Below are 21,037 nucleotides of genomic sequence, written 5' to 3'. Positions count from 1 at the left end.
TTCCCCCGCGACCCCTGGAGTACGCCATGACGATGCCCGCCCTCGCCGACCTGACCGGTACGTATGTGCTCGACCCGGCCCACACCCGCATCGGGTTCGTGGCCAGGCACGCGATGATCACCAAGGTCCGCGGCTCGTTCGCCGAGTTCGAGGGCACGCTCAAGCTGGACGGCTCGGACCCGGCCAAGTCGAGCGTCGCGGTCACCATCAATACCGAGACCATCGACACCGGTAACGAGCAGCGCGACGGGCACCTGCGGACCAACGACTTTCTCGATGTCCCGAACTACCCGCGGATCACCTTCACCTCGACCGGGATCAAGCAGGTGGACGGCACCCACTTCCGGCTGACCGGCGATCTGACGATCAAGGACACCAGCAAGCCGATCAGCATCGACTTCGAACTCACCGGCACCGCCCAGGACCCCTTCGGCAACCAGCGGGTGGGCTTCGAGGGTGAGGTGGCCGTGAGCCGCAAGGAGTACGGCATGACGTGGAACGCGGCTCTCGAAGGCGGTGGCGTCCTCGTCGGCGACAAGGTGGTGCTGGAGTTCGACATCTCGGCCATCAAACAGAGCTGAGCAGCACTCTGTGCGGCCCGGAGCACACGGCGTCCGAAGCCGGGCCGGTCCGAAGCCCTGGCCGTCCGAAGCGCGGGTGCGAACCGGGTGAGATAGGCAGGAGTATGAGTTCGTTGCGCTTTCTGCACTCGCTCCAGGGGCCGCGACGCCATCCGAAGGCACTCATGGTGGTGCCGTTCGCTCTGATCGCCGCTGTCACGGTGGTGGACGTCTTCACCCCGCCGGCTGTGCATCTCGGACCCTTCCTGGTGGCGGCGCCCGCCGTGACAGCGTCGTTCGCCGGCCCCCTCGGCACCGCGGTCGTCAGTGTGGTGGCCCTCGTGGCCGACGCGTTCGTGGCCGGCGCCCGGGGCAGCGTCACCGATCTCAATCACACCTACCAGCTCGCCGCACTCTTCATGATCTCCGTCTTCGTCACCTTCCTCGCCCATCTGCGAGTGCGGCACGAACGTGAGATGACCCATCTGCGCTGGGTGGCACGCGCGGTGCAGCGCGTGGTGATGCGTCCGCTGCCGGAACGCAGCGGGCCGCTGCGGATCTCCTCGGTCTATCTGGCGGCGGAGGCGGAGGCGCAGCTCGGCGGCGATCTGTACGCGGTCACGCGTACGGCGGGCGGAACCCGCGTGATCATCGGTGACGTACGCGGCAACGGACTCGAAGCCATGGGTGAGGCGGCCGGTGTCCTCGGCGCCTTCCGGGCGTTGACCCACTACGATCCGGAGCTCCCCGAGGCCGTTGCCCAGCTGGAGGCCGGTGTCGCGGCCGACCGGGGCGACACGGCCGGGGCGCAACGGGCCGACGAGGACATCGGGGAGGCCTTTGTCACCGCGGCCGTGCTCGACATCCCCGACGCCGAACCGGAACTGGAGCTGGTCAGCTGCGGACACCCGCCGCCGCTGGTGGTGCGCGCGGGCCGGGTGCACTCGCTCGACGTACGGGAGCCGGCCCTGCCTCTCGGGCTCGGCCAGCTGCTCCCCAGCGCCTTCACCGCGGAGACGTTCGACTTCGGGGTCGGTGATGTCCTCCTCCTGTACACGGACGGCGTCATCGAGGCCCGGGACACCGCAGGCCGGTTCTACCCGCTGCCCGACCGGATCGAGTCCTGGGGAGCCGACGGCCCGGACGCGCTGCTCGAACGGCTCTGCACCGACCTGCTGCGTCATGCCGGCGGCAGCCTGGGCGACGACGCGGCGATGGTCGCCATCGAACGGCTGCCGGCCGGCGAATGAGCGGGCCGCCCCCGTCGCTGTCCACCCCTCACCTGCGCCTTGGTCCAGACCTATTGACCACAGGTCTGGACCACTTTAGATTGACAGGTACGTGACATCGCGTGGATGTCTGAGTGTGCCAGGTGCGTGATGCCCGTGCTCCGCCAACTCGCCGGGCCAGGAAGGGACACGACATGATCGGTCGGACGGTACGTCTTCTGGGGGTCGGTCTCGCGACGGCCGCCGTCGTGCAGATGCTGGTCGCCGCCGCGCCCGGCAGTCCGCGGGCCGTCGACACCTGTGCGGTCAAGTCGAAGCCCGCGGGCAAGGTGCTCCAGGGGTACTGGGAGAACTGGGACGGGGCCGCCAACGGTGTGCATCCGCCGCTCGGCTGGATCCCGATCACCGACCCCCGTATCCCCGCCCACGGTTACAACGTGATCAACGCGGCCTTCCCGGTCATCCGCTCGGACGGTACCGCCCTGTGGGAGGACGGGATGGACTCGACGGTGAAGGTCCCGACCCCGGCCGAGATGTGCCAGGCCAAAGCCTCCGGCCTCACGACACTGATGTCCATCGGCGGCGCGACGGCGGGGATCGACCTGAGCTCCACCGCGGTCGCCGACCGGTTCGTGGACACCGTGGTGCCGCTCCTGAAGCAGTACAACTTCGACGGCATCGACATCGACATCGAGACCGGACTGACCGGCAGCGGCAACATCAACCAGCTCTCGGCCTCCCAGTCCAACCTCATCCGCATCATCGACGGCGTGCTCGCCCGGATGCCGTCGAACTTCGGTCTGACGATGGCGCCCGAGACCGCGTACGTCACCGGGGGCAGCGTCACCTACGGCTCGATCTGGGGCGCGTATCTGCCCATCGTGAAGAAGTACGCGGACAACGGCCGGCTCTGGTGGCTGAACATGCAGTACTACAACGGCAGCATGTACGGCTGCTCCGGTGACTCGTACTCCGCCGGGACGGTCGATGGCTTCACCGCGCAGACGGACTGCTTGAACAAGGGGCTCTCCGTTCAGGGCACGACGGTCAAGGTCCCCTACGACAAGCAGGTGCCGGGACTGCCGGCGCAACCCGGTGCGGGCGGCGGGTACATGTCGACCGGGCAGGTGGCGCAGGCGTGGAACGCCTACAACAGCGGTCTCAAGGGACTCATGACCTGGTCGCTCAACTGGGACGGCTCCAAGGGATGGACCTTCGGGGACAACGTTTCGTCGCTGTTCAACCAACTCTGATCCGGGCGATGGGAGTTGGGCGGGCTCACCCCGCGTCGGTAGGGCTGTGGCGTTTTCAGGGATTCCCTGGTGGCTTCGCACGGGCCGCCCTGGCTGGATGGGCCGGTACTGTGGCGTCCGCGCGGTTGGTGGTGGCATTGACCGACGACACCGACCGAGGAAGAGGGCTGCGGCTTGGCACGCAAACGGACGGAGGACCTGCCTGACCTGTCCGGGCTGCTCCTGCCTCGTGACCAGCGGATGACGGCTGTGGAGCAGTCGTTGCTCAGGCATCGCTCCAGTATGCAGGTGGCGGTCTCTCTGGCGGAGCAGATCGCTGCCCGGTTGGCCTGTGTCATCACCTTCGACCTGATCCACGGCGGTCAGCGCCTGCTCGAACAGGACATCTGCGAGATCCTCGGTGTCAGCCGGGCGCCGGTCCGTGAAGCGCTGCGCATCCTTGAGCGGGACCGGCTCGTCGAGTTCCAGGCACGGAGGGGCGCGCTCGTCACCGCGCCGACGGCCAGGGAGGTGCGCAACGTCTTCGACGTGCGGATCGCGCTGTACGTCATGCTCCTCCGGGAGGAGATGAAGGAACCGAAGAGGCTGCTCGCCGTCCTGGACTCCCACATGTCCGCGGTCGAGAGGTCGGTCTCCCAGTCCGTCGACGACCAGTCCGCCGACGACTATGCGACGGCGACGTTCTTGCTGAACTCGTCGATCGCGGCGGCAGCGAGCAACCAGACCCTCGCGGACCTGTTGCAGTCCGTCTCCCTCCAGACGCTCCGATATGTGCGTCTGGGACTGGCGCGCGACCCCGGGAGCATCCCGCGGTCCCTGGAGAGCTGGCACACCCTTCGGGCCGCGGTGGCGGCGGGCAAGGCCGCCCCGGTGGTCCGGATCGCCGTGGATCGCATCGAGCGAATCCGCGACGCGGCCCTGGTGGCCCTTGAGGACACCCGCGTATCTGACTGAACGTATCTGACTGAACGGGTTTCGTCCGTGGGGTTGACAGTGGTCACCCCTTCTTTATTCTTGTCGACATCAATCTGAAAAAGGATTGAGCCATCCCTGTCGGCACGGATCGCGGAGGAACATCATGGCCCTGAAGATCACACCACTCACCGGGTCGATCGGTGCGTCGGTCGAAGGGGTCCGCCTGGGGGAGGACCTCGACACGGCGACACTCGCCACACTCCGGGAAGCGTTCCTGGAGCACTGCATGCTCCTCTTCCGGGGGCAGCACCTCGAACCGCCGGCGCACGCCAGGTTCGCACGCCACTGGGGCGACCCGGTCGTCACGGCCATGCTCAACCAGCTCGCGGACGCTCCGGGCGTCGTCCAGATCACCGACGTCAAGAAGGAGACCACCGCCACCGAGGCATGGCACTACGACGCCGCTTTCGAGGCGGTCCCGCCCAAGATCTCGATGCTCTCGGCCGTCACCATCCCGGTGGGCGGCGACACCCTGTGGTCGAACCAGTACCTCGCTTTCGAAAGGCTCTCACCGGATCTGCGGCGTGTGCTGGAGACCCTGCGGGTGCGCTTCCGCGGCATCCGGCTCGGCCGGATGATGGGCATCCCCGAGGCGGAGCGGCCGCAGGCGGTGCACCCCCTCGTCCGTACGCACCCGGAGACCGGGCGCAAGGCCCTCTATGTCGGCCACCTGGAGAACAGCTGCATCGAAGGCTGGACCAGGGAGGAGAGCGACCCGCTCATGGAGTTCCTCTACACCCGGTCCGTCACCCCGGACAACGTGTACCGGCACGGCTGGCAGCCCGGTGACCTCGTGATGTGGGACAACCGCTGCACGATGCACTACGCCGTCCACGACTACGGCGACCAGCCGCGGGCCCTCAACCGGATCACGCTCCACGGCGAGGCCCCGGCCTGAGCGACCGGGCATCTTGAACCTCTTGATGCATTCCCGAGACGGAGAGGCCATGACCTCCAGCAACACCAAGTCACCCGTTCCCGTGGGGGCGGCCGGAGCCGCCGAAGGGCAAGGCCGTCCCCCGTCCGCTCGCCGCAAGCGCGGACGGATCAAGGTGCGCGCATGGCAGGTCTTCCTGCTGATCGCCTGGTTCGGCCTGTGGCAATGGACCACCAGCGCGGGCATCCTGGACCCCGTCCTCTCCAAGTCCCCTGAGCAGTCGTGGCATTACCTCGTCACTGCCGGGGAGTCGGGGGAGCTGTGGTCCAACACCCGGGCGACGATGACGGCGGTGCTGCTGGCCTGGGTCATGGCGGGGGTCGCGGGCGTCGTCGCGGGGCTCGCGCTGGGCCTCCTGCCCTCCACCGAGCGGATTCTCACGCCGTTCCTGGACGCCATGAACTCCATGCCGCGCATCGCGCTGGCGCCGCTGTTCATCGTGGCGTTCGGCATCGGGCTGTGGGCCAAGGTCGCCCTCGCATCGACGCTCGTCTTCTTCATCGTCATGTCGGGGGCGCGCGCGGGGATACGGTCCGCCGACGCGGAGTGGCTCCGGCTGTCGGCCGTCCTCGGAGTGAACAAGGTCCAGCTGTTCACGAAGATCTTCTTCCCCGTCGCGACGCCCGCCATCTTCGCGTCCCTGCGCCTCGGCCTCGTCTACTCACTGCTGGGTGTAGTGGGCTCCGAGCTGATCTCCGCCGAGAACGGTCTCGGCCAGCTGATCGCGAACTACTCCGCCATCTTCCGGATGGATGCGGTGTACGCGATTCTCATCCTGCTGGCCGTGATCGCCGTCATTCTCAACCAATTCATGGGCGCCATCGAGGCACGGCTGCTCAGGTGGCAGCCCCCGGAAGAGCGGTGAACATGCCAGCCCGATCCCATAGGTCCGAGACGGATCCCGCCATGAACGGCGCGTCGGCGCTTCAGGGTGGCGCGCACCCGGCCGACGCCGTGACGTTCGAGAACGTGACCGTCACCTTTCCCTCTGCCGACGGCGGAGTCCGCACGATCCTCGAAGAGCTCAACCTGTCGATACCCGCCGGGCAGTTCGTGGCGGTCGTCGGCCGGAGCGGCTGCGGCAAGACGACCATGCTCAACATGGCGGCAGGTCTCGTCGAGGCGGCCGACGGCGCGGTGACCGTCCTCGGGTCCGCACCCCGGGCCGCCCGCAAACGGATGGGTTTCATGCTCGCCCGCGATGCCCTGCTTCCTTGGCGCACCGCGTCGGGCAACGTGCAGTACGGCCTGGAGCTGCGCGGGGTCAAGCCCACCGCCGAACGGAAGGAGACCGCTTCCCGCTGGCTCTCGACCGTCCACCTCGCTGACCACGAGAAGCACTACCCCTGGCAGCTCTCCCAGGGGATGCGCCAGCGGGTCGCACTGGCCCGGACCTGGGCCCTCGACCCTGAACTGCTCCTCATGGACGAGCCGTTCGCCGCTCTTGACGTCAACACGAGGCGGTCCGCCCAGAACGAGTTCCTCGATCTGTGGCAGCGGGAGGAACACCGCACGGTCATGTTCGTCACGCACGATCTCGGTGAGGCCGTCGCGCTGGCCGACCGTGTCGTGCTCATGGGGGAGGGCGGAGTCCTCGACGACGTCATGATCGACATCGAGCGGCCGCGGGATCTGACACACATCACGATGGACTCGGCCTATCAGGACATCCTTGAGCGGCTCCGTGCCCATCTGCGCCGGTGAACGCCTGCGGCGTACCCGGCCGGTTCACCGTCCGTCCGCTTTTCCCCCCGGCCCCTGCCACATCGAACAGTAGAGGAGGCCCAGGGTGTACAAGGCCAGCAAGCCGGCTGCCGTCGGGCTCGGTTTCGCACTCGTCCTGCTGACCGGCTGCGGCCAGGGCAACTCCGGTGACCAGGGCGACGGTTCGAAGATCGTCCTCGGCAACTATCTGCACAACTCCATCGCCTGGCCCTCGACCATCGCCATTGAGCAGGGCTTCTTCAAGAAGGAGGGGCTGGATGTCAAACCCCTGGCGGCGAAGTCGGGCCCCGAGCTCGCCGCGCAGCTCATCGGCGGCTCGACCCAGATCGCGGCGGTGAGCCCGGACAACATCATCCCGGCCATCCAGCAGAAGCAGCCGGTCACCCTGCTGCCGCCCTACGGCCGGCTGGACATGGTGCTGCTCGCCCCGAAGTCCGGTCACATCACCAACGTGAAACAGCTGGCCGGGAAGCGGGTCGGCGTCGTCTCACGCGGGTCCGCCGTGGAGAAGTACGCGCAGGAGGTACTGAAGGCGAACGGTGTGGACCCCGGTTCCGTCACCTTCGTGGCCGTGGGCGGGGCCGTGACGCAGGAGCCCGCTCTGCGCAACAAAACGGTCGATGCCGTCGTCGGCTCCTCGTCGACGTACTTCACACTGGCTTCGCACGGGCTCGACCTCGTGCCGTTCTCGGACGCCCTCGCAGGCGGGGCCGGTGACCTCAGCCGCAATGGCCTTCAGGTCCTCTGGGCCACCACGAAGGGCTACAAGGCCAAGCACCCCGGTACCGTCGGCAAGTTCTGCAGGGCGATGGACTCCGCGGTGAAGTGGATCAACGACGACGCGAACAAGGCCGCCGGTGTGAAGTCGTTGTCGAAGCTGCTGGGACTCAGGGCGGATGCGGCCGGCCGACTCTGGGACAAGGTTCATCAGTCGTACATCACCTCGACCGACGCCGCCGCCTGGAAGACGAACGTGAAGTTTTCCACCGGGAAGCCGGACGCTGTGCCATTCGACGTGATCGACAACAGCTGCGGACAGTGAGGGCCGGCGGGCGAACCCCGCATCTTCGCTGACCGTTCAGAGCCCCGCCCCGGCCGACGCCACCAGGACCCCTGGGTGGCGAAGGCCGGGGCGGGGCCCTTTTGCTGCCGGAGCGGCCGGACTGCCCGGGTCGTCCTGATGTGCCCGGCGCCCGGCCCTGAGTATGGCCCTGCGTACGGCCCTGCGTACGGCCCTGGAACGACGAAGCCGTCGGCGAACGGCCCGTTGCGTGGTGCAACGGACCGCCCGACGGCGGCTCCGGTGGGGGAGACGCCCCCGGTCAGCTGTGAGTGAGGTGTTCGCGGTACTGCTCCCGCAAGGGCGCCTTGAGGATCTTGCCCGTTGCCCCCATGGGCAGGGTGTCCACGAACACCACGTCGTCGGGGACGCACCATTTGGCGATCTTCCCGGCGAATGACCCGAGGAGCTCCTTCGCCGTGAGGGTGGAGCCCGGTCGCCGGACGGCCACGAGGATGGGGCGCTCATCCCACTTCGCATGCCTGACGCCGATGCAGGCAGCCGTGTCGATCTCGGGGTGGTCCATAGCGAGGTTCTCGATCTCGATCGAACTGATCCACTCGCCACCGGACTTGATGAGGTCCTTGCTCCGGTCCGTGATCTGCATGAACCCTTCGGGGTCCATCGTCGCGATGTCGCCGGTCGGGAACCAGCCGTTGACGAGGGGGCTCGGACGGCCCGGGGGGTAGTACCCGCTGGTGACCCAGTGGCCCCGCACCATGAGGTGGCCCGGCGTGCGGCCGTCCCACGGCAGCTCGGCGCCCTCATCGTCCGTGATCTTCATGTCGATGCCGAACAGGGAGCGGCCCTGCTTGGCGAGCACCGCCTCCTGCGCCTCGCGGTCGAGAGCCTGGTGGCTGAGCTTGAGGACCGACGCGGAGCCCAAGGGGCTCGTCTCCGTCATGCCCCAGCCGTGGATGACCCGGACCCCGTGGACGTCCCGCAGCTCACGGGCCATCCAGGCGGGGCAGGCGGCGCCTCCGATGACGGCCCGCTGGAGGGTCCTGAGCGTGATGCCGGTGGCGCGTGCGTGGTCCAGCTGCCCCTGCCAGACGGTGGGAACGCTCCCGGAGATCGTGACGCCCTCGGCCTCCTGGAGCGCCGTGAGGGCCGGGCCGCTCAAATCCTTGCCGGGCAGCACGAGTTTCGCCCCGGTGAGGCACGCGGCATACGGGATGCCCCACGCGTTCACGTGGAACATCGGCACGACGGGCATGACCACGTCGCGGGCCGAGAGCCCCATCGAGTCGGGCAGGGCGACACCGTACGAGTGCAGCACGGTCGAACGGTGCGAGTACAGCGCCCCCTTGGGGTGTCCGGTGGTGCCGCTCGTGTAGCACAGGGAGGCCGCTTGCTTCTCGTCGAAGTCGGGCCAGGTGTAGTCGCCGTCCTGTGCCGCCAGGAGGTCCTCGTACGCCGTGACCTCCAGGTCGTCGCCGGCGGGCTGTGCGGCCGCAAGCTGCCCGGCGTCGCTCAGCAGGACGAACTTCCGGACGCCGGGCACGCGCGGAGCGATCTCCCGGACCAGGTCGACGAAGGTGAGGTCGAAGAAGAGGACCGAGTCGCCGGCGTTGTTGATGATCCAGACGAGCTGGTCCGGGTGCAGGCGCGGATTGAGCGTGTGCAGAACCGAACCGGAACCGGAGACGCCGTAATACAGCTCCACATGCCGGTAGGTGTTCCAGGCGAGGGTGGCGACGCGGTCGCCGGGCCCGACGCCCATCGCCCCGACGGCCTGGGCCACCTGTCGGCTGCGGTGGGCCATGTCGCGGAAGGTGTACCGGTGGATGTCACCCTCGCACCGTGCCGAGACGACCTCGGTGTTCGCGTGATGGCGCTCGGCGTGGGTGAGGAGAGTAGAGACGAGGAGCTGCTGATGCATCATCAGGCCGTTCACCGGGCCTCCTGGAGTGAGTCGGCGGAGTGGGCGGAGCCCCTGGCTTCGACGGAGCCGGCGGCGCGCAGCCGCATGGCGGTGAGCAGTTCCAGCGCGCGGCGTCCGGCGGCGGATCCGCCGGGGACGTCCCCGCGCACGTGCAGGGGACGCAGATCCTCGATCTCCTGAAGGGCGCGGACGAGGGCGGGCTCGGCGGCCGCGTACTTGCGGACCATGTTGACGACGAGCATCGAGCAGTGGATGACGTCCTCGTCCTCGGCTGTGACGCCGTCCGCGTGCAGGGCGGCGTTGAGCCAGTGGGTGCCGGCGAGCATCGCGGCCTCGATGGCGATCTCGTGGTCGTCCGGGCCGAGTCGGGTCAGTGAGCGTTCGATGTTCGAGGCCAGCTCGACGTGGCGTTCGACGTTCATGCTTCCCCCTTCACACGTGGGGCCGCCACCGATGTCACGACCGCGAACGCGTCGTCGCACTCGGCCACGACGGCGGCGTCGGGCCGCCGGTTCCCGCGCAGGCACGGGTCGCGGAAGACCTCGATGCGGTGAATGGCGTGTTCCAGGAGGACGATGTCATCGGGCTTGTCACCGTCCACCGGGGGCCAGCCGACATGACTGACGTCGCCGAGCTCGCGCAGCTCCCGGTGGAACGAGCCGTCGGTGTCCGGGACCACGTACATCCCCGGAATCGTGGAGAACGCGCCTTCCGCGACGGTGAGTCCGGCGTCGTGGACGGCCGCGTTGTAGGCGTTGGTGCACGCCGTCAGCGTCGTCCAGTACCACAGCTCGAAGTCCTCGATCGGGTCGAGGCGTTGGCGCAGGGCCACGAGGCGGTCGAATTTGCCGCGGTGGCCTGCGATCTTCACCGGTCACCGGCCGGGGGCGGCATGAGCAGTGCGATCTTGCCGATGTGCCCGCTCCTGGTCATGTGGTCGTATGCCGCGGCGACGTCCGCCATGGCGAACGTGCGGTCGACGACCGGCACGATGACCCGGCGTTCCCACAGGTCGAGCAGGTCGCGTTCGGCCGCCCGGATGCAGTCCAGCCGCTCCTCCTCGGTCCGGGTCCGGAAGGTGACGCCGATGAGGGTCAGCCGCTTGCGCCACAGAGTGGTCAGGTCGATCTCCGCCCGGGCCGAACCCATCCGGCCCACCTGAACGAGGCGGCCCCTGACGGCCATCGACGTCAGGTTGTCGTCCAGAACCGTGCCACCGACGGAGTCGATGACGACATCGACGCCCCGGTTGCCGGTGATCTCCGCGACGGTGGACACCTGGTCCTGCGAGGACATGTCGATGACGTGATGGGCTCCCTGGTCGTACAGGGCTTGCGTCTTGGACGCCGAGGTCGTCGTCGCGATGACCGTGCCGGCGCCGAGGGCCCGCGCGATCTGGACGGCCGCGAGTCCGATGCCGCCCGTCGCGGCGTTGATGAGCACGGCCTCGCCGGGTGCCATGCGGCCGTTGGTGACGAGCGCGTCGTGAGCCGTCATGTAGACGTTGAGGAAGGAGCCCGCCTCGGCCCAGGAGCTGCTCTCCGGCTTGCGGACCAACGCACTTGCGGAGACCACGACGAGCTCGGCCTGGGTACCGGTGCCGTGCGCGACGACGGCGTCGCCGGGCTTCCAGTCCGTGACGTCCGCCCCCACGGTGTCGATCTCCCCGGCGAGTTCGACGCCAACGGGCACCAGGTCGCCGTCCTTGACCCGGCCGGCCTGCAGCAGTTCTCCGCGGTTGAGCCCCGAAGCCCGGACGCGGACGAGGACCTGGCCGGGGCCCGGAGCCGGTGCGGGCAGGCCGACGACGACCGGAACGCCGCCGTCGGGAGTGGGACGGATCCGTACAGCATCCATGGGTCAGACCTTCCTAGAAGTTACTGTCGACAATAACACTGGAACGGATTACTCTGCCAGAGCGACAGCGCGAGAGCGGTGGCCGAAGTACCCGGACATCTCCGCCTACCCGGACACCTCCGCCTGTTCCTCCGCCTGTCCCTCCGTCTGATCAAGAGAAGGGCAACACGCCATGACCCGCACCCCCGCCGAGCGGCTCGACGGCCTCCGTGGCCGGATCATCGACTTCCGTCTCCGCCCGCCGACCGGCCCCTACCGCAACTTCTTCACCCCGACCGTCGTCGGCGCCGTGAACCGCATCCTGGGTGACGCGGTTCCGCGGTCCTACACGATCAGCACGGACCCCTTCCCGAACGCGGAGGACCGCGCCATCGAGGCCGTGATCGCGGAGATGGACTCGGTCGGCGTCCGCCTCGGCGTCATGAACGGCCGTCACTCGGTGAACCGTCCGGTCCCCGTGCACATCGAGGACACCGACCTCGCCGAGCTGACCGAGCGCACCGACGGCCGCGTACTCGGCCTGGCCGGCATCGACTTCGACAAGCCGATCGACGACATCATCGCGGGCCTGGACGTCGCGGTGAAGGAACTGGGCCTCATCGGCGTCTGCATGGAGCCGGGCCTCGCCCGCACGCCCATGTACGCGGACGACGAGCAGCTCTTCCCGCTCTACGAGAAGATCGCCGACCTGGGCGTCCCGCTCCTCTTCATGACGGGCCCGCTCGCCGGTCCCGACATCAGCCACACCGACCCGGTCCGCTTCGACCGGGTGGCCCGCCGCCACCCCGGGATGCCGGTCGTCCTCGGGCACGGCTGCTACCCGTACGTGAACGAGGCGATCTCGCTCGCCTTCAAGAGCGAGGCCACGGGGATCCACAACGTCTTCGTGTCTCCCGACGTCTACATGTTCGCTCCGGGCGGGCAGGCGTACGCCGACGGCGTCAACTGGCTGCCGAACCGCTTCGTCTACGCGTCGGCCTACTCCTTCTGCGGTGTCGAGGAGGGTGTCCTGAAGAGCTGTGAGCTCGACCTCGACGACGCCGCCCTGCACGCCTACATGTACGGCAACGCCGAGCGGCTGCTCAAGAAGGCGGGCAAGTGATGGGTGAGGGTTCCCTCCGCGTCGCGATGCGTGACCACCCCCAAGGGATGGTCACCGAGGGCGACTTCCTCATCGAGAAGACCGCGCGCCCCACTCCCGGCCCCGGCCAGGCGCTCGTCCGGGTCCGCCACCTCTCTCTCGACCCCTACATGCGGCCGATGATGAACCCGGTCCGGTCCTACGTGGAGCCGCTCAAGCCCGGCCAGACCATGCCCGGCGCGACAGTCGGTGAGGTCGTCGAGAGCAATGAGGACGCGCTGCCCGTGGGTACCCACGTGGCCTGCATGCTCGGCTGGCAGGAATACGGCCTCGTCACCAAGGGCTCCGCCCGCATCGTCGATCTGGGCGCGGCGGACGTCTCGCTGGCTCTGCACGTTCTCGGTATGACCGGCGCCACGGCGCACTACGGCCTGTTGCACCTGGGTGATCCCAAGCCCGGCGAGACCGTTGTCGTCACGGCGGCCTCGGGCGCGGTCGGCAGTGTCGTCGGCCAGCTCGCCAAGATCAAGGGATGCCGGGTCATCGGCGTCGCCGGCGGACCGGAGAAGTGCCGGTACGTCAAGGAGGAACTCGGCTTCGACGAGTGCCTCGACCACCGCGCCGACGACTTCGAGCAGCGGTTCACGGAGCTCACCACCGACTGGGTCGACATCCTCTTCGAGAACGTCGGCGGTCGCATCCTCGACGCGATCCTGCCGCGGATGAACGACCACGGCCGAGTCGTGCTCTGCGGCAACATCAGCGACTACAACCGCGACGAGCCGTACGGCATCAAGGGGATCAGCCACCTGCTGCTCCACCGGGTCAACGTCTACTCCTTCGTCATCGCGGACCACCGCGACTACTGGCCCCGGGCCATCGGCGAACTGGCCGGCTGGGTCAAGGAGGGGCGCATCCGGTTCCGCGAGGATGTCGCCAAGGGTGGCCTGGAGGACGCACCGGCGGCTTTCATCAGCATGCTCACCGGTCGCAACTTCGGCAAGCAGCTCGTGGAGGTCGCGCCTGCCTCCGCGGGGAATTGACCTGGCGCGGCTCGACCGGCGCAGAGGTCCGGCCCCCGGAGACCGTCCACCCGATGCTCTCCGGGGGCCGGGCTCAGCGGCCCACCCACGTCCATACGGTCTTTTCCACCTCGCGGTCCGGGGCGGTCCGCTTGAGCGCCCCGCACGCTTGTGACTCAGTAGTTATTAATGTAGACATTAATTTATTCCGGAAGGAAATGTCATGCCAGAGGCGGTCATCGTCTCCGCAGCCCGCTCGCCGATCGGGCGGGCGGTCAAGGGCTCGCTCAAGGACATCCGGCCCGACGACCTCGCCGTGCACATCGTGCGGGCGGCACTCCGGGCCGTACCCGATCTCGACCCGGCCGAACTCGGTGACCTGATCCTCGGCTGCGGACTGCCCGGCGGGGATTCCGGTCACAACATGGGCCGCGTCGTCGCCGTTCTGGCCGGGCTCGACCAGTTGCCCGGCACCACGGTGACGCGATACTGCGCATCCAGCGTCCAGTCCATCCGGATGGCGATGCACGCGATCCGGGCCGGCGAGGGCCACGCGTTCATCGCGGCGGGCGTCGAGAGCGTGAGCAGTTACGCGCACGGCAACAGCGACAACCTCCCGGGCACGTACAACCCCGTGTTCGCGCCGGCCCAGGAGCGGACCCAGCGGTTCGCCGAGGGCGGTCTGACCTGGTCCGACCCCCGTGAGGCGGGGCTGCTGCCCGACGCCTACATGTCCATGGGGCAGACCGCCGAGAACGTCGCCCAGCTCAAGGGCGTCACCCGGGCCGACCAGGACGAGTTCGCCGTACGCAGTCAGAACCGGGCCGAGAAGGCCATCGCCGACGGGTTCTTCGCCCGCGAGATCACCCCGGTGACACTGCCGGACGGCACCGTCGTCGCAGCCGACGACGGCCCCCGGCCGGGTGTGACCTTCGAAGCGGTGTCCGCACTGCGGCCGGTCTTCCGTCCCGACGGCACCATCACCGCGGGCAACTGCTGCCCCCTCAACGACGGCGCGGCCGCTCTCGTCGTCATGAGTGACATCCGGGCCCGGGAACTCGGCCTCCGGCCGCTCGCCCGCATCGTATCGACAGGAGTGACAGGCCTGTCCCCGGAAGTCATGGGCCTCGGTCCCGTGACGGCCGTCCAACAGGCCCTGCATCTCGCACACATGACGGCGGCGGACATCGACCTCGTCGAGATCAACGAGGCGTTCGCGGCCCAGGTCATCGCGTCCTCGCGGGAGCTGGGCATCGACGAGGACCGCCTCAACGTCAAGGGCGGGGCCATCGCCCTGGGCCACCCCTTCGGCATGACCGGGGCACGCATCACCACCACGCTCCTCAACGCACTGAGCACCGAGGACAAGCAGACCGGTCTCGTGTCCATGTGCGTCGGCGGCGGCCAGGGGATGGCCATGGTCATCGAGCGCCTCGCCTGAACGCTGTTCCGGGAAACCTGGATCCCCTGAGGAGGAGAGAGTCATGAAGCCATTCGACGGCAAGGTGGCCCTGGTCAGCGGTGCCAGCCGCGGCATCGGGTACGCCATCGCGGAGCGGCTCGTCGCCGACGGCGCGCGGGTCGTCATCACCGCGCGCAAAGAAGCATCACTGAAGGAAGCCGCCGACGCGCTCGGTACGCCGGACCAGGTCCGGTTCGTGGCCGGGAGTGCCGAGCAGCCGGAGAGCCGGCAAGCGGCCGTCGCCGCGGCCGTCTCCGCATTCGGCTCCATCGACCTGCTGGTCAACAACACCGGAATCAACCCGGTGTACGGCCCGCTGATCGACATCGACCCGGTGGCGGCCCGCAAGATCTTCGAGGTCAACTGCCTTGCGGCGCTGGACTGGATCCGGCTGGCCCGCCAGGCCGGGATGGGCGGGCGCGGGCCGGGAGCCGTGGTCAACGTCTCCTCCGTCGCCGGGCTCCGGCCGTCCACCGGAATCGGCTTCTACGGGGCCACCAAGGCGATGCTCTCCTTCATCACGTCCCAGCTGGCGGTCGAACTCGCGCCCGGTATCAGGGTGAACGCCGTTGCGCCCGCGGTCGTCAAGACCCGGTTCGCCACCGCGCTCTACGAGGGCCGCGAAGAGGCCGTGGCCAAGGGGTACCCGATGGGGCGTCTCGGCGAACCCGGGGACATCGCAGGCGCGGTGGCCTTCCTCCTCTCCGGGGACGCCGCGTGGACGACGGGGCAGACCCTCGTGGTCGACGGCGGACACCTCTTCGTCGGCGAGGGGGAGTGATGGGCGGCGCAGGTCCCGTCGAGGCCGTCGCGTTCGACTACGGCGGGGTGCTCACCACTCCGGTGGCCGACTCGCTCGCGCTGTGGCGTGCCACCTCCCGTATCGACCCGCAGAGCTTCACCGACTGCCTGCGTGCCTGGCTCGGCCGGGAGGCCGAACCGGACTCCCCGGTGCATGAGTTGGAGACCGGAAAGCTCGACGCGGCGGGGTTCGAGCAGGCGCTCGCGGCCCGGCTGCGGCGCACCGACGGAAGCCGCCCCGAGCCCGCGGGCATGCTCGCGGACATGTTCGCCGGGCTCCACCCCGACCAGGAGATGTGGGACCTGACCGACGAGTTGCGGGCCCGCGGTGTCAGGGTCGCCATCCTCTCCAACAGCTGGGCGAACACCTACCCGGACCGGCTCTACGACGGAAGGTTCGATCCGGTCGTCATCTCCGGGCAGGTCGGGCTGCGTAAACCCGCCGCGGACATCTACCGGCTGCTGTGCACGCGCCTCGGCCTGCCGCCCGAGCGGGTCGCGTTCGTCGATGACGCCAGGCCCAACGTCGAGGGCGCCCGCCGCGCCGGCTTGCACGGCCTTCTCCACCGCGACGCCGCCACCACCCGGGACGCGCTGCTGTCCGTCATCGAGTCCGGCGCACCCGTCGGACCGACCACGTCCCACCCGAGCAAGGAGCCCCGAGCATGAACTCCCCACGCGTCGCCATCGTCACCGGTGCCGCCCGCGGCATCGGCGCCGCGGTTGCCGAGCGGCTGGCCACGGACGGATTCGCCGTCGCCGTCGCCGACCTGGACCAGCGGGCCTGCGCCGAGGTCGTCGCCCGTATCAAGTCCGCCGGCGGCCATGCCCTGGCCGTTCAGATCGACGTCTCCGACGAGGACTCCGCGGCGCGCGGGACAGCGCTCGTCGCCGAGCGGCTCGGCCCGCCGACGGTCCTCGTCAACAACGCGGGCGTGCTCCGCGACAACCTCCTCTTCCGGATGACGAACGCCGAGTGGTCGACCGTCATGGACGTCCATCTCCGCGGCTCCTTCCTCATGTCCCGTGCCGCCCAGGCGCACATGACCAAGGCGGGCTTCGGACGGATCGTCAACCTGTCGAGCACGTCCGCCCTCGGCAACCGTGGCCAGGCCAACTACGCGGCCGCCAAAGCGGGCCTCCAGGGCTTCACGAAAACGCTCGCCATCGAGCTGGGCAAGTTCGGCATCACGACGAACGCCATCGCGCCGGGGTTCATCGCCACGGACATGACCCGGGCGACCGCCGAGCGGATGGGCGTCTCCTTCGACGAACTGGTCGAGCACGGAGCCAAGGAGATCCCGGCCGGCCGGGTGGGAACACCGGCCGACATCGCCGCCGTCGCCTCCTTCCTCGCCCGCGCGGACGCGGGGTTCGTCAACGGGCAGGTCATCTATGTCGCCGGCGGACCGAAGGGCTGAGAGCCATGCGCACTTTCGATATCACCGTCGCATCCGGGGGCGGCTACCGCCCCGTCCGCCCTGTCCGTGCCGTCCGGGCCCTCCTCGTCCTTGCGGTGCTGTGATGGCCGACGAACGCAACCTGCCCGGCCTCGACCTCGATGTCGTCGGCACGTTCCTCCGTACCCATGTCGACCCGCAGCTCGGTGAGTGCACCGGCCGGGTCATCACCGGCGGCAAGTCGAACATGACCTACCTCGTCGGCAACGGCCACCGGCGGTGGATCGTCCGGCGGCCACCGCTCGGTCATGTCCTGGAAACCGCCCACGACATGGGCCGTGAGGCTCGCGTCATGAGCGCGCTCGCCACGACAGCTGTCCCCGTGCCGCAGGTCCTCGCTGTGTGCGGCGACCCGGCACTGATCGGCGCGCCCTTCTACGTCATGGAGTACGTCCCGGGGACCGCCTACCGGGACGAGAAGGAACTGCGCGCGCTGGGCGCCGACCGCACCCGGGAGATCGCCCACGAGATGATCGACGTGCTCGCCGGCCTCCACGCGGTCGACCCGGAGGCCGTCGGCCTCGGCGGCCTCGGCCGCCCCGAGGGCTTCCTCGGCCGGCAGCTGTCCCGGTGGACCCGGCAGCTCGAAGCGTCCCGCTCCCGCGAGCTGACCGGGGCCGAGGAACTGCGAACGGCCCTCGCGGCCCGGGTGCCCACCGAGTCGGCCGCCCGGATCGTGCACGGCGACTTCCGGCTGGACAACCTGCTCGTCGACGAGTTGGGGGTGCGGGCCGTCATCGACTGGGAGATGGCGACGACCGGCGACCCCCTCACCGATCTCGCGCTTCTCGTCGTCTACGGGCGGGTCGCCGGGATCCCCGGTGGCGAGGCCATCACGACGATCTCCCGCGCCCCCGGCTTCCCGTCCGCGCCCCAGCTCGTGGAGTGGTACGTCGCGCGCAGCGGTCCGCTGCCCCCGGCGGGTCTCGGGTTCTACCTGGGCCTGGCGGCGTTCAAGCTCGCCGTCATCCTCGAAGGCATTCACCTCCGGCACTCCCGGAAGCAGACCGTCGGGGCCGGATTCGACACGGTCGGCACCCTCGTGGAGCCCCTCTTCGGCGAAGGCATCGCCCTCCTCAGGGAATGGAGCTGAGGTCATGAACGAGAACACGATGCGTGGACGCGTCACCGAACTGCTGCGCGCATACCCGCCCGCCACCACCGACCCGGCCGTTTTCCACCGCGCCCGGTTCGACGCCGGGCTCGCCTGGGTGCACTTCCCCGAGGGCCTCGGCGGACTCGGCATCTCCCGCGACCTCCAGGACGTCGTCGACACCGAACTCCGGTCGGGCGGAGCCCCCTTGAACCCGGCCGGCCACATCGGAATCGGCCTCGGTATGGCGGCGCCCACGATCCTCGCGTTCGGAACCGCGGAGCAGCAGCTTCGCTACCTGCGGCCGCTCTGGCTCGGCGATGAGGTCTGGTGCCAGCTGTTCTCCGAGCCCGGTGCCGGGTCCGACCTCGCCGCTGTGGCGACACGTGCCGTGCGTGACGACGGGGGCGGCTGGGTCGTCAACGGGCAGAAGGTGTGGACCTCCAGCGCCCACGTCGCACGCTTCGCCATCCTGCTGGCCCGCACCGATCCGGACGTGCCCAAGCACCGCGGTCTTTCGTACTTCGTCCTCGACATGTCCGCCCCAGGCGTCGAGGTCCGGCCGCTCCGCCAGATCACCGGGGAGGCCGAGTTCAACGAGGTCTTCCTCACCGACGTACGCGTCCCCGACACGGCCCGGCTCGGTGAGGTCGGTGACGGCTGGAAGGTCGCCAACGCGACACTGAGCAGCGAACGGGTCGCCATCGGCGGCGACCAGGCGGACCGCGAGTCGGGGATGATCTCCAAGGTCGCGCAGCTGTGGCGCGAGCACCCCGGGGTCCGCAGTGCTGCCGTGCACGACCGCGTCATGGAGCGCTGGGTCGCCGCCGAGGTGTTCCGGCTCACGGGCGCCCGGCTCCGGCAGCGGCTCGCGACGGGGGCGCCCGGATTCGAGGGCGCCGCCATGAAGGTGATGTTCGCCGACCTGGCCCAGAGCATCAGCCTCCTCGAACTCGAACTCGACCCCGACGGCGCACTCCAGTACGACGACTGGGCGCTCGTCAGGCCGGCCTCCGTCGACTTCCTGAGCCGGGGACCGGGCTACCGCTACCTGCGCGCGAAGGGCAACTCGATCGAGGGCGGAACGTCCGAGGTCCTCCGCAACATCGTCGCCGAACGTGTGCTCGGCCTCCCGGGCGAGGCCCGGGTGGACAAGGACGTCCCCTGGAAGAAGGTCCCCCGATGACGCTCCCCGTTTACTCAGGCCCGGTCCGGCTCTCGCTCGTCGAGTCCGAGGACGAGGAGTCGGTACGGACCGTCGTGCGCAAACTGCTCGCCGACCGGTGCGCGTCCGAGGATGTCGCGGCCGTCTACGACGGCGCCCAAGGCCTGCACGGCGCGCTGTGGCGGACCCTGGCCGCCGACCTGGGACTCGCCGGGCTCCTCGTACCGGAGGAGGCAGGGGGAGCCGGGGCAGGTCCGCGCGAGACCGGGACCGTGCTGGAGGAACTCGGCTCGGCCGTCGCCCCGGTCCCCTTCCTCACCAGTGCCGTCATCGCCACGAGCACCCTGGTGCGGCTGATGCCCGAGCAGTCCGCGGACCGGAGCGCGGTACGCGACACGCTGGTGGCAGCGGCATCCGGGGAACTCGTCCTCACGCTCGCGGTCCCCTGGTCCGCGGTCCCGGACAGCCCGGCGTACACCGTCCGGGAGAAGCCGGACGGTCTGCACGGTGACGTCACACCGGTGGCCGGTGCGGACGCCGGCACCTTCCTCGTCCCGGCGCTGGGCACGGACGGTCCGGGGCTCTGGCTCGTCGACCGCGCAGAGGTCCGGGCCACCCCCGTGACAGCCCTCGACATGACCCGTCCGCTGGCCACCCTCAGGCTTGACGGTGCCCGCGCCCGCCCGGTGGCGCGGGGGCGGGCCGCGGAGGACGCCGTACGCGCCGGTCTGCTCACGGGCGCCGGGCTGCTCGCTTCGGAGCAGGTCGGCCTCGCGCACTGGTGCCTCACCGAGACCGTCTCCTACCTGACGGAACGCCGCCAGTTCGGGCGAGTCGTCGGTGGCTTCCAGGCGATCAAGCACCGTATGGCGGATCTGCACATCGCCGTTGAGAGCGCCCGCGCCGCGGCCCGTTACGCCGCGGCCGCGCTGGCCGACGACCCCGGCGACGCGCCGGTGGCGGTGGCCGTGGCCGCGTCGGTGTGCAGCGAGGTGGCGGTCCGTGCCGCCGAGGAGTGCGTTCAGCTCCACGGCGGGATCGGCATGACCTGGGAGCACCCCGCACATCTGCGGCTGAAGCGCGCCGTCGCGGACCAGGTCGCGCTCGGCACACCCGTCCGCCACCGGGCCCGTCTCGGCGGCATCGTCGGAATCGTCCCGGACAAGGAGTGCCGCTGATGGTCACGGCCGCTCAGGCCGTGGCTGCGTACATGCACCATCTCGCCCCGGCGGTGGGCGGGGTGACGTTCTGAGGCTGCGTCATACTGCGGACCACGGACATCCTTCCCCAGGGGGCCCTCGACGTGGCCGACCAGGTGCAGAGCGCCGCCATCGGTATGGCGCTGTTCGGGATGGGCTCCAGCGGGTACTTTCCCACTCTGCTGCGCCGAGGCGGGCCTCGCTGTTCTCGCCACCGTGTTCATCATGGCGTTCTGCTGCGCCGGAACGCTGCTCGTCATCAACTGACCGACC

The 21,037-nt window shown here is 69.3% G+C and carries 21 protein-coding genes; 17 read left to right on the top strand and 4 right to left on the bottom strand.

Annotated elements, in window-relative coordinates; all coding sequences use genetic code 11:
* Positions 1 to 26 precede the first annotated feature (26 nt).
* The 8 genes from OHB13_RS02970 to OHB13_RS02935 all read left to right on the top strand — a co-directional run bounded on the left by OHB13_RS02970 (position 27) and on the right by OHB13_RS02935 (position 7,721).
* Positions 27 to 581: a YceI family protein gene (locus tag OHB13_RS02970; RefSeq protein ID WP_266859598.1), complete on the top strand. Its 555-nt coding sequence runs from the start codon at positions 27 to 29 to the stop codon at positions 579 to 581.
* Between the two features lie 104 nt (positions 582 to 685).
* On the top strand, positions 686 to 1,810 hold the full coding sequence (locus OHB13_RS02965; RefSeq protein ID WP_328375377.1) for a PP2C family protein-serine/threonine phosphatase: 1,125 nt from the start codon (positions 686 to 688) through the stop codon (positions 1,808 to 1,810).
* A gap of 173 nt (positions 1,811 to 1,983) precedes the next feature.
* Positions 1,984 to 3,042, top strand: coding sequence for a chitinase (locus tag OHB13_RS02960; RefSeq protein ID WP_328375375.1), 1,059 nt, complete (start codon positions 1,984 to 1,986; stop codon positions 3,040 to 3,042).
* A gap of 174 nt (positions 3,043 to 3,216) precedes the next feature.
* A complete protein-coding gene (locus OHB13_RS02955) occupies positions 3,217 to 3,996 on the top strand; it encodes a GntR family transcriptional regulator (RefSeq protein WP_328375373.1) in 780 nt (259 codons plus the stop codon).
* A 124-nt stretch (positions 3,997 to 4,120) separates the two neighbouring features.
* Complete coding sequence (locus OHB13_RS02950) at positions 4,121 to 4,915, top strand: TauD/TfdA dioxygenase family protein (RefSeq protein ID WP_266859605.1); 795 nt, start codon at positions 4,121 to 4,123, stop codon at positions 4,913 to 4,915.
* A 49-nt stretch (positions 4,916 to 4,964) separates the two neighbouring features.
* A complete protein-coding gene (locus OHB13_RS02945) occupies positions 4,965 to 5,819 on the top strand; it encodes an ABC transporter permease (protein WP_266859607.1) in 855 nt (284 codons plus the stop codon).
* Between the two features lie 41 nt (positions 5,820 to 5,860).
* Positions 5,861 to 6,658, top strand: coding sequence for an ABC transporter ATP-binding protein (locus tag OHB13_RS02940; protein WP_266859609.1), 798 nt, complete (start codon positions 5,861 to 5,863; stop codon positions 6,656 to 6,658).
* An 85-nt stretch (positions 6,659 to 6,743) separates the two neighbouring features.
* Positions 6,744 to 7,721, top strand: a complete 978-nt coding sequence (locus tag OHB13_RS02935; RefSeq protein WP_328375369.1) for an ABC transporter substrate-binding protein — start codon at positions 6,744 to 6,746, stop codon at positions 7,719 to 7,721.
* Positions 7,722 to 8,001: 280 nt separating this feature from the next.
* On the opposite strand, the gene OHB13_RS02930 is transcribed toward OHB13_RS02935, so the two are convergent.
* From OHB13_RS02930 to OHB13_RS02915, 4 genes are read right to left on the bottom strand one after another with little or no spacing between them, the layout of a single operon-like run.
* Complete coding sequence (locus OHB13_RS02930; RefSeq protein ID WP_328375367.1) at positions 8,002 to 9,636, bottom strand: 3-(methylthio)propionyl-CoA ligase; 1,635 nt, start codon at positions 9,634 to 9,636, stop codon at positions 8,002 to 8,004.
* Complete coding sequence (locus OHB13_RS02925; protein ID WP_328375365.1) at positions 9,633 to 10,046, bottom strand: hypothetical protein; 414 nt, start codon at positions 10,044 to 10,046, stop codon at positions 9,633 to 9,635. Before OHB13_RS02925 ends, OHB13_RS02930 begins: the two co-directional genes overlap by 4 nt.
* The gene (locus tag OHB13_RS02920) at positions 10,043 to 10,495 is read right to left on the bottom strand and encodes a hypothetical protein (RefSeq protein ID WP_328375364.1); all 453 of its coding nucleotides are present in this window, start codon (positions 10,493 to 10,495) and stop codon (positions 10,043 to 10,045) included. The genes OHB13_RS02925 and OHB13_RS02920 overlap by 4 nt, the downstream gene beginning before the upstream one ends.
* A complete protein-coding gene (locus OHB13_RS02915) occupies positions 10,492 to 11,481 on the bottom strand; it encodes a quinone oxidoreductase family protein (protein WP_328375363.1) in 990 nt (329 codons plus the stop codon). Before OHB13_RS02915 ends, OHB13_RS02920 begins: the two co-directional genes overlap by 4 nt.
* Positions 11,482 to 11,653: 172 nt before the next feature.
* Between OHB13_RS02915 and OHB13_RS02910 the strand changes: the two genes are divergently transcribed.
* The 9 genes from OHB13_RS02910 to OHB13_RS02870 all read left to right on the top strand — a co-directional run bounded on the left by OHB13_RS02910 (position 11,654) and on the right by OHB13_RS02870 (position 20,743).
* A complete protein-coding gene (locus tag OHB13_RS02910) occupies positions 11,654 to 12,583 on the top strand; it encodes an amidohydrolase family protein (RefSeq protein ID WP_328375361.1) in 930 nt (309 codons plus the stop codon).
* Complete coding sequence (locus OHB13_RS02905; RefSeq protein WP_328375359.1) at positions 12,583 to 13,605, top strand: NADP-dependent oxidoreductase; 1,023 nt, start codon at positions 12,583 to 12,585, stop codon at positions 13,603 to 13,605. Before OHB13_RS02910 ends, OHB13_RS02905 begins: the two co-directional genes overlap by 1 nt.
* Positions 13,606 to 13,807: 202 nt before the next feature.
* Positions 13,808 to 15,025, top strand: coding sequence for an acetyl-CoA C-acetyltransferase (locus OHB13_RS02900; protein ID WP_328375357.1), 1,218 nt, complete (start codon positions 13,808 to 13,810; stop codon positions 15,023 to 15,025).
* A gap of 43 nt (positions 15,026 to 15,068) precedes the next feature.
* Positions 15,069 to 15,827, top strand: coding sequence for an SDR family oxidoreductase (locus OHB13_RS02895; protein WP_328375355.1), 759 nt, complete (start codon positions 15,069 to 15,071; stop codon positions 15,825 to 15,827).
* Entirely contained in the window at positions 15,827 to 16,516 is a 690-nt protein-coding gene (locus tag OHB13_RS02890) for an HAD family hydrolase (RefSeq protein ID WP_328375353.1), read from the top strand. The genes OHB13_RS02895 and OHB13_RS02890 overlap by 1 nt, the downstream gene beginning before the upstream one ends.
* Positions 16,513 to 17,268 carry an SDR family oxidoreductase gene (locus OHB13_RS02885; protein ID WP_266859631.1) on the top strand — a complete coding sequence of 252 codons (756 nt, stop codon included), beginning with the start codon at positions 16,513 to 16,515 and terminating at the stop codon, positions 17,266 to 17,268. The genes OHB13_RS02890 and OHB13_RS02885 overlap by 4 nt, the downstream gene beginning before the upstream one ends.
* 103 nt (positions 17,269 to 17,371) lie before the next feature.
* Positions 17,372 to 18,400 carry a phosphotransferase family protein gene (locus OHB13_RS02880; RefSeq protein ID WP_328375351.1) on the top strand — a complete coding sequence of 343 codons (1,029 nt, stop codon included), beginning with the start codon at positions 17,372 to 17,374 and terminating at the stop codon, positions 18,398 to 18,400.
* Positions 18,401 to 18,404: 4 nt separating this feature from the next.
* Positions 18,405 to 19,586, top strand: coding sequence for an acyl-CoA dehydrogenase family protein (locus tag OHB13_RS02875; RefSeq protein WP_328375350.1), 1,182 nt, complete (start codon positions 18,405 to 18,407; stop codon positions 19,584 to 19,586).
* Positions 19,583 to 20,743 (top strand): acyl-CoA dehydrogenase family protein, encoded by a 1,161-nt coding sequence (locus OHB13_RS02870; protein WP_328375348.1) that lies wholly within the window; start codon positions 19,583 to 19,585, stop codon positions 20,741 to 20,743. Before OHB13_RS02875 ends, OHB13_RS02870 begins: the two co-directional genes overlap by 4 nt.
* Positions 20,744 to 21,037 lie beyond the last annotated feature (294 nt).

Source organism: Streptomyces sp. NBC_00440, assembly GCF_036014215.1.
GTDB lineage: Bacteria > Actinomycetota > Actinomycetes > Streptomycetales > Streptomycetaceae > Streptomyces.
The sequence above is the reverse complement of the archived record's forward strand: the minus strand, read 5'-3'. Positions and strand labels throughout refer to the sequence as shown.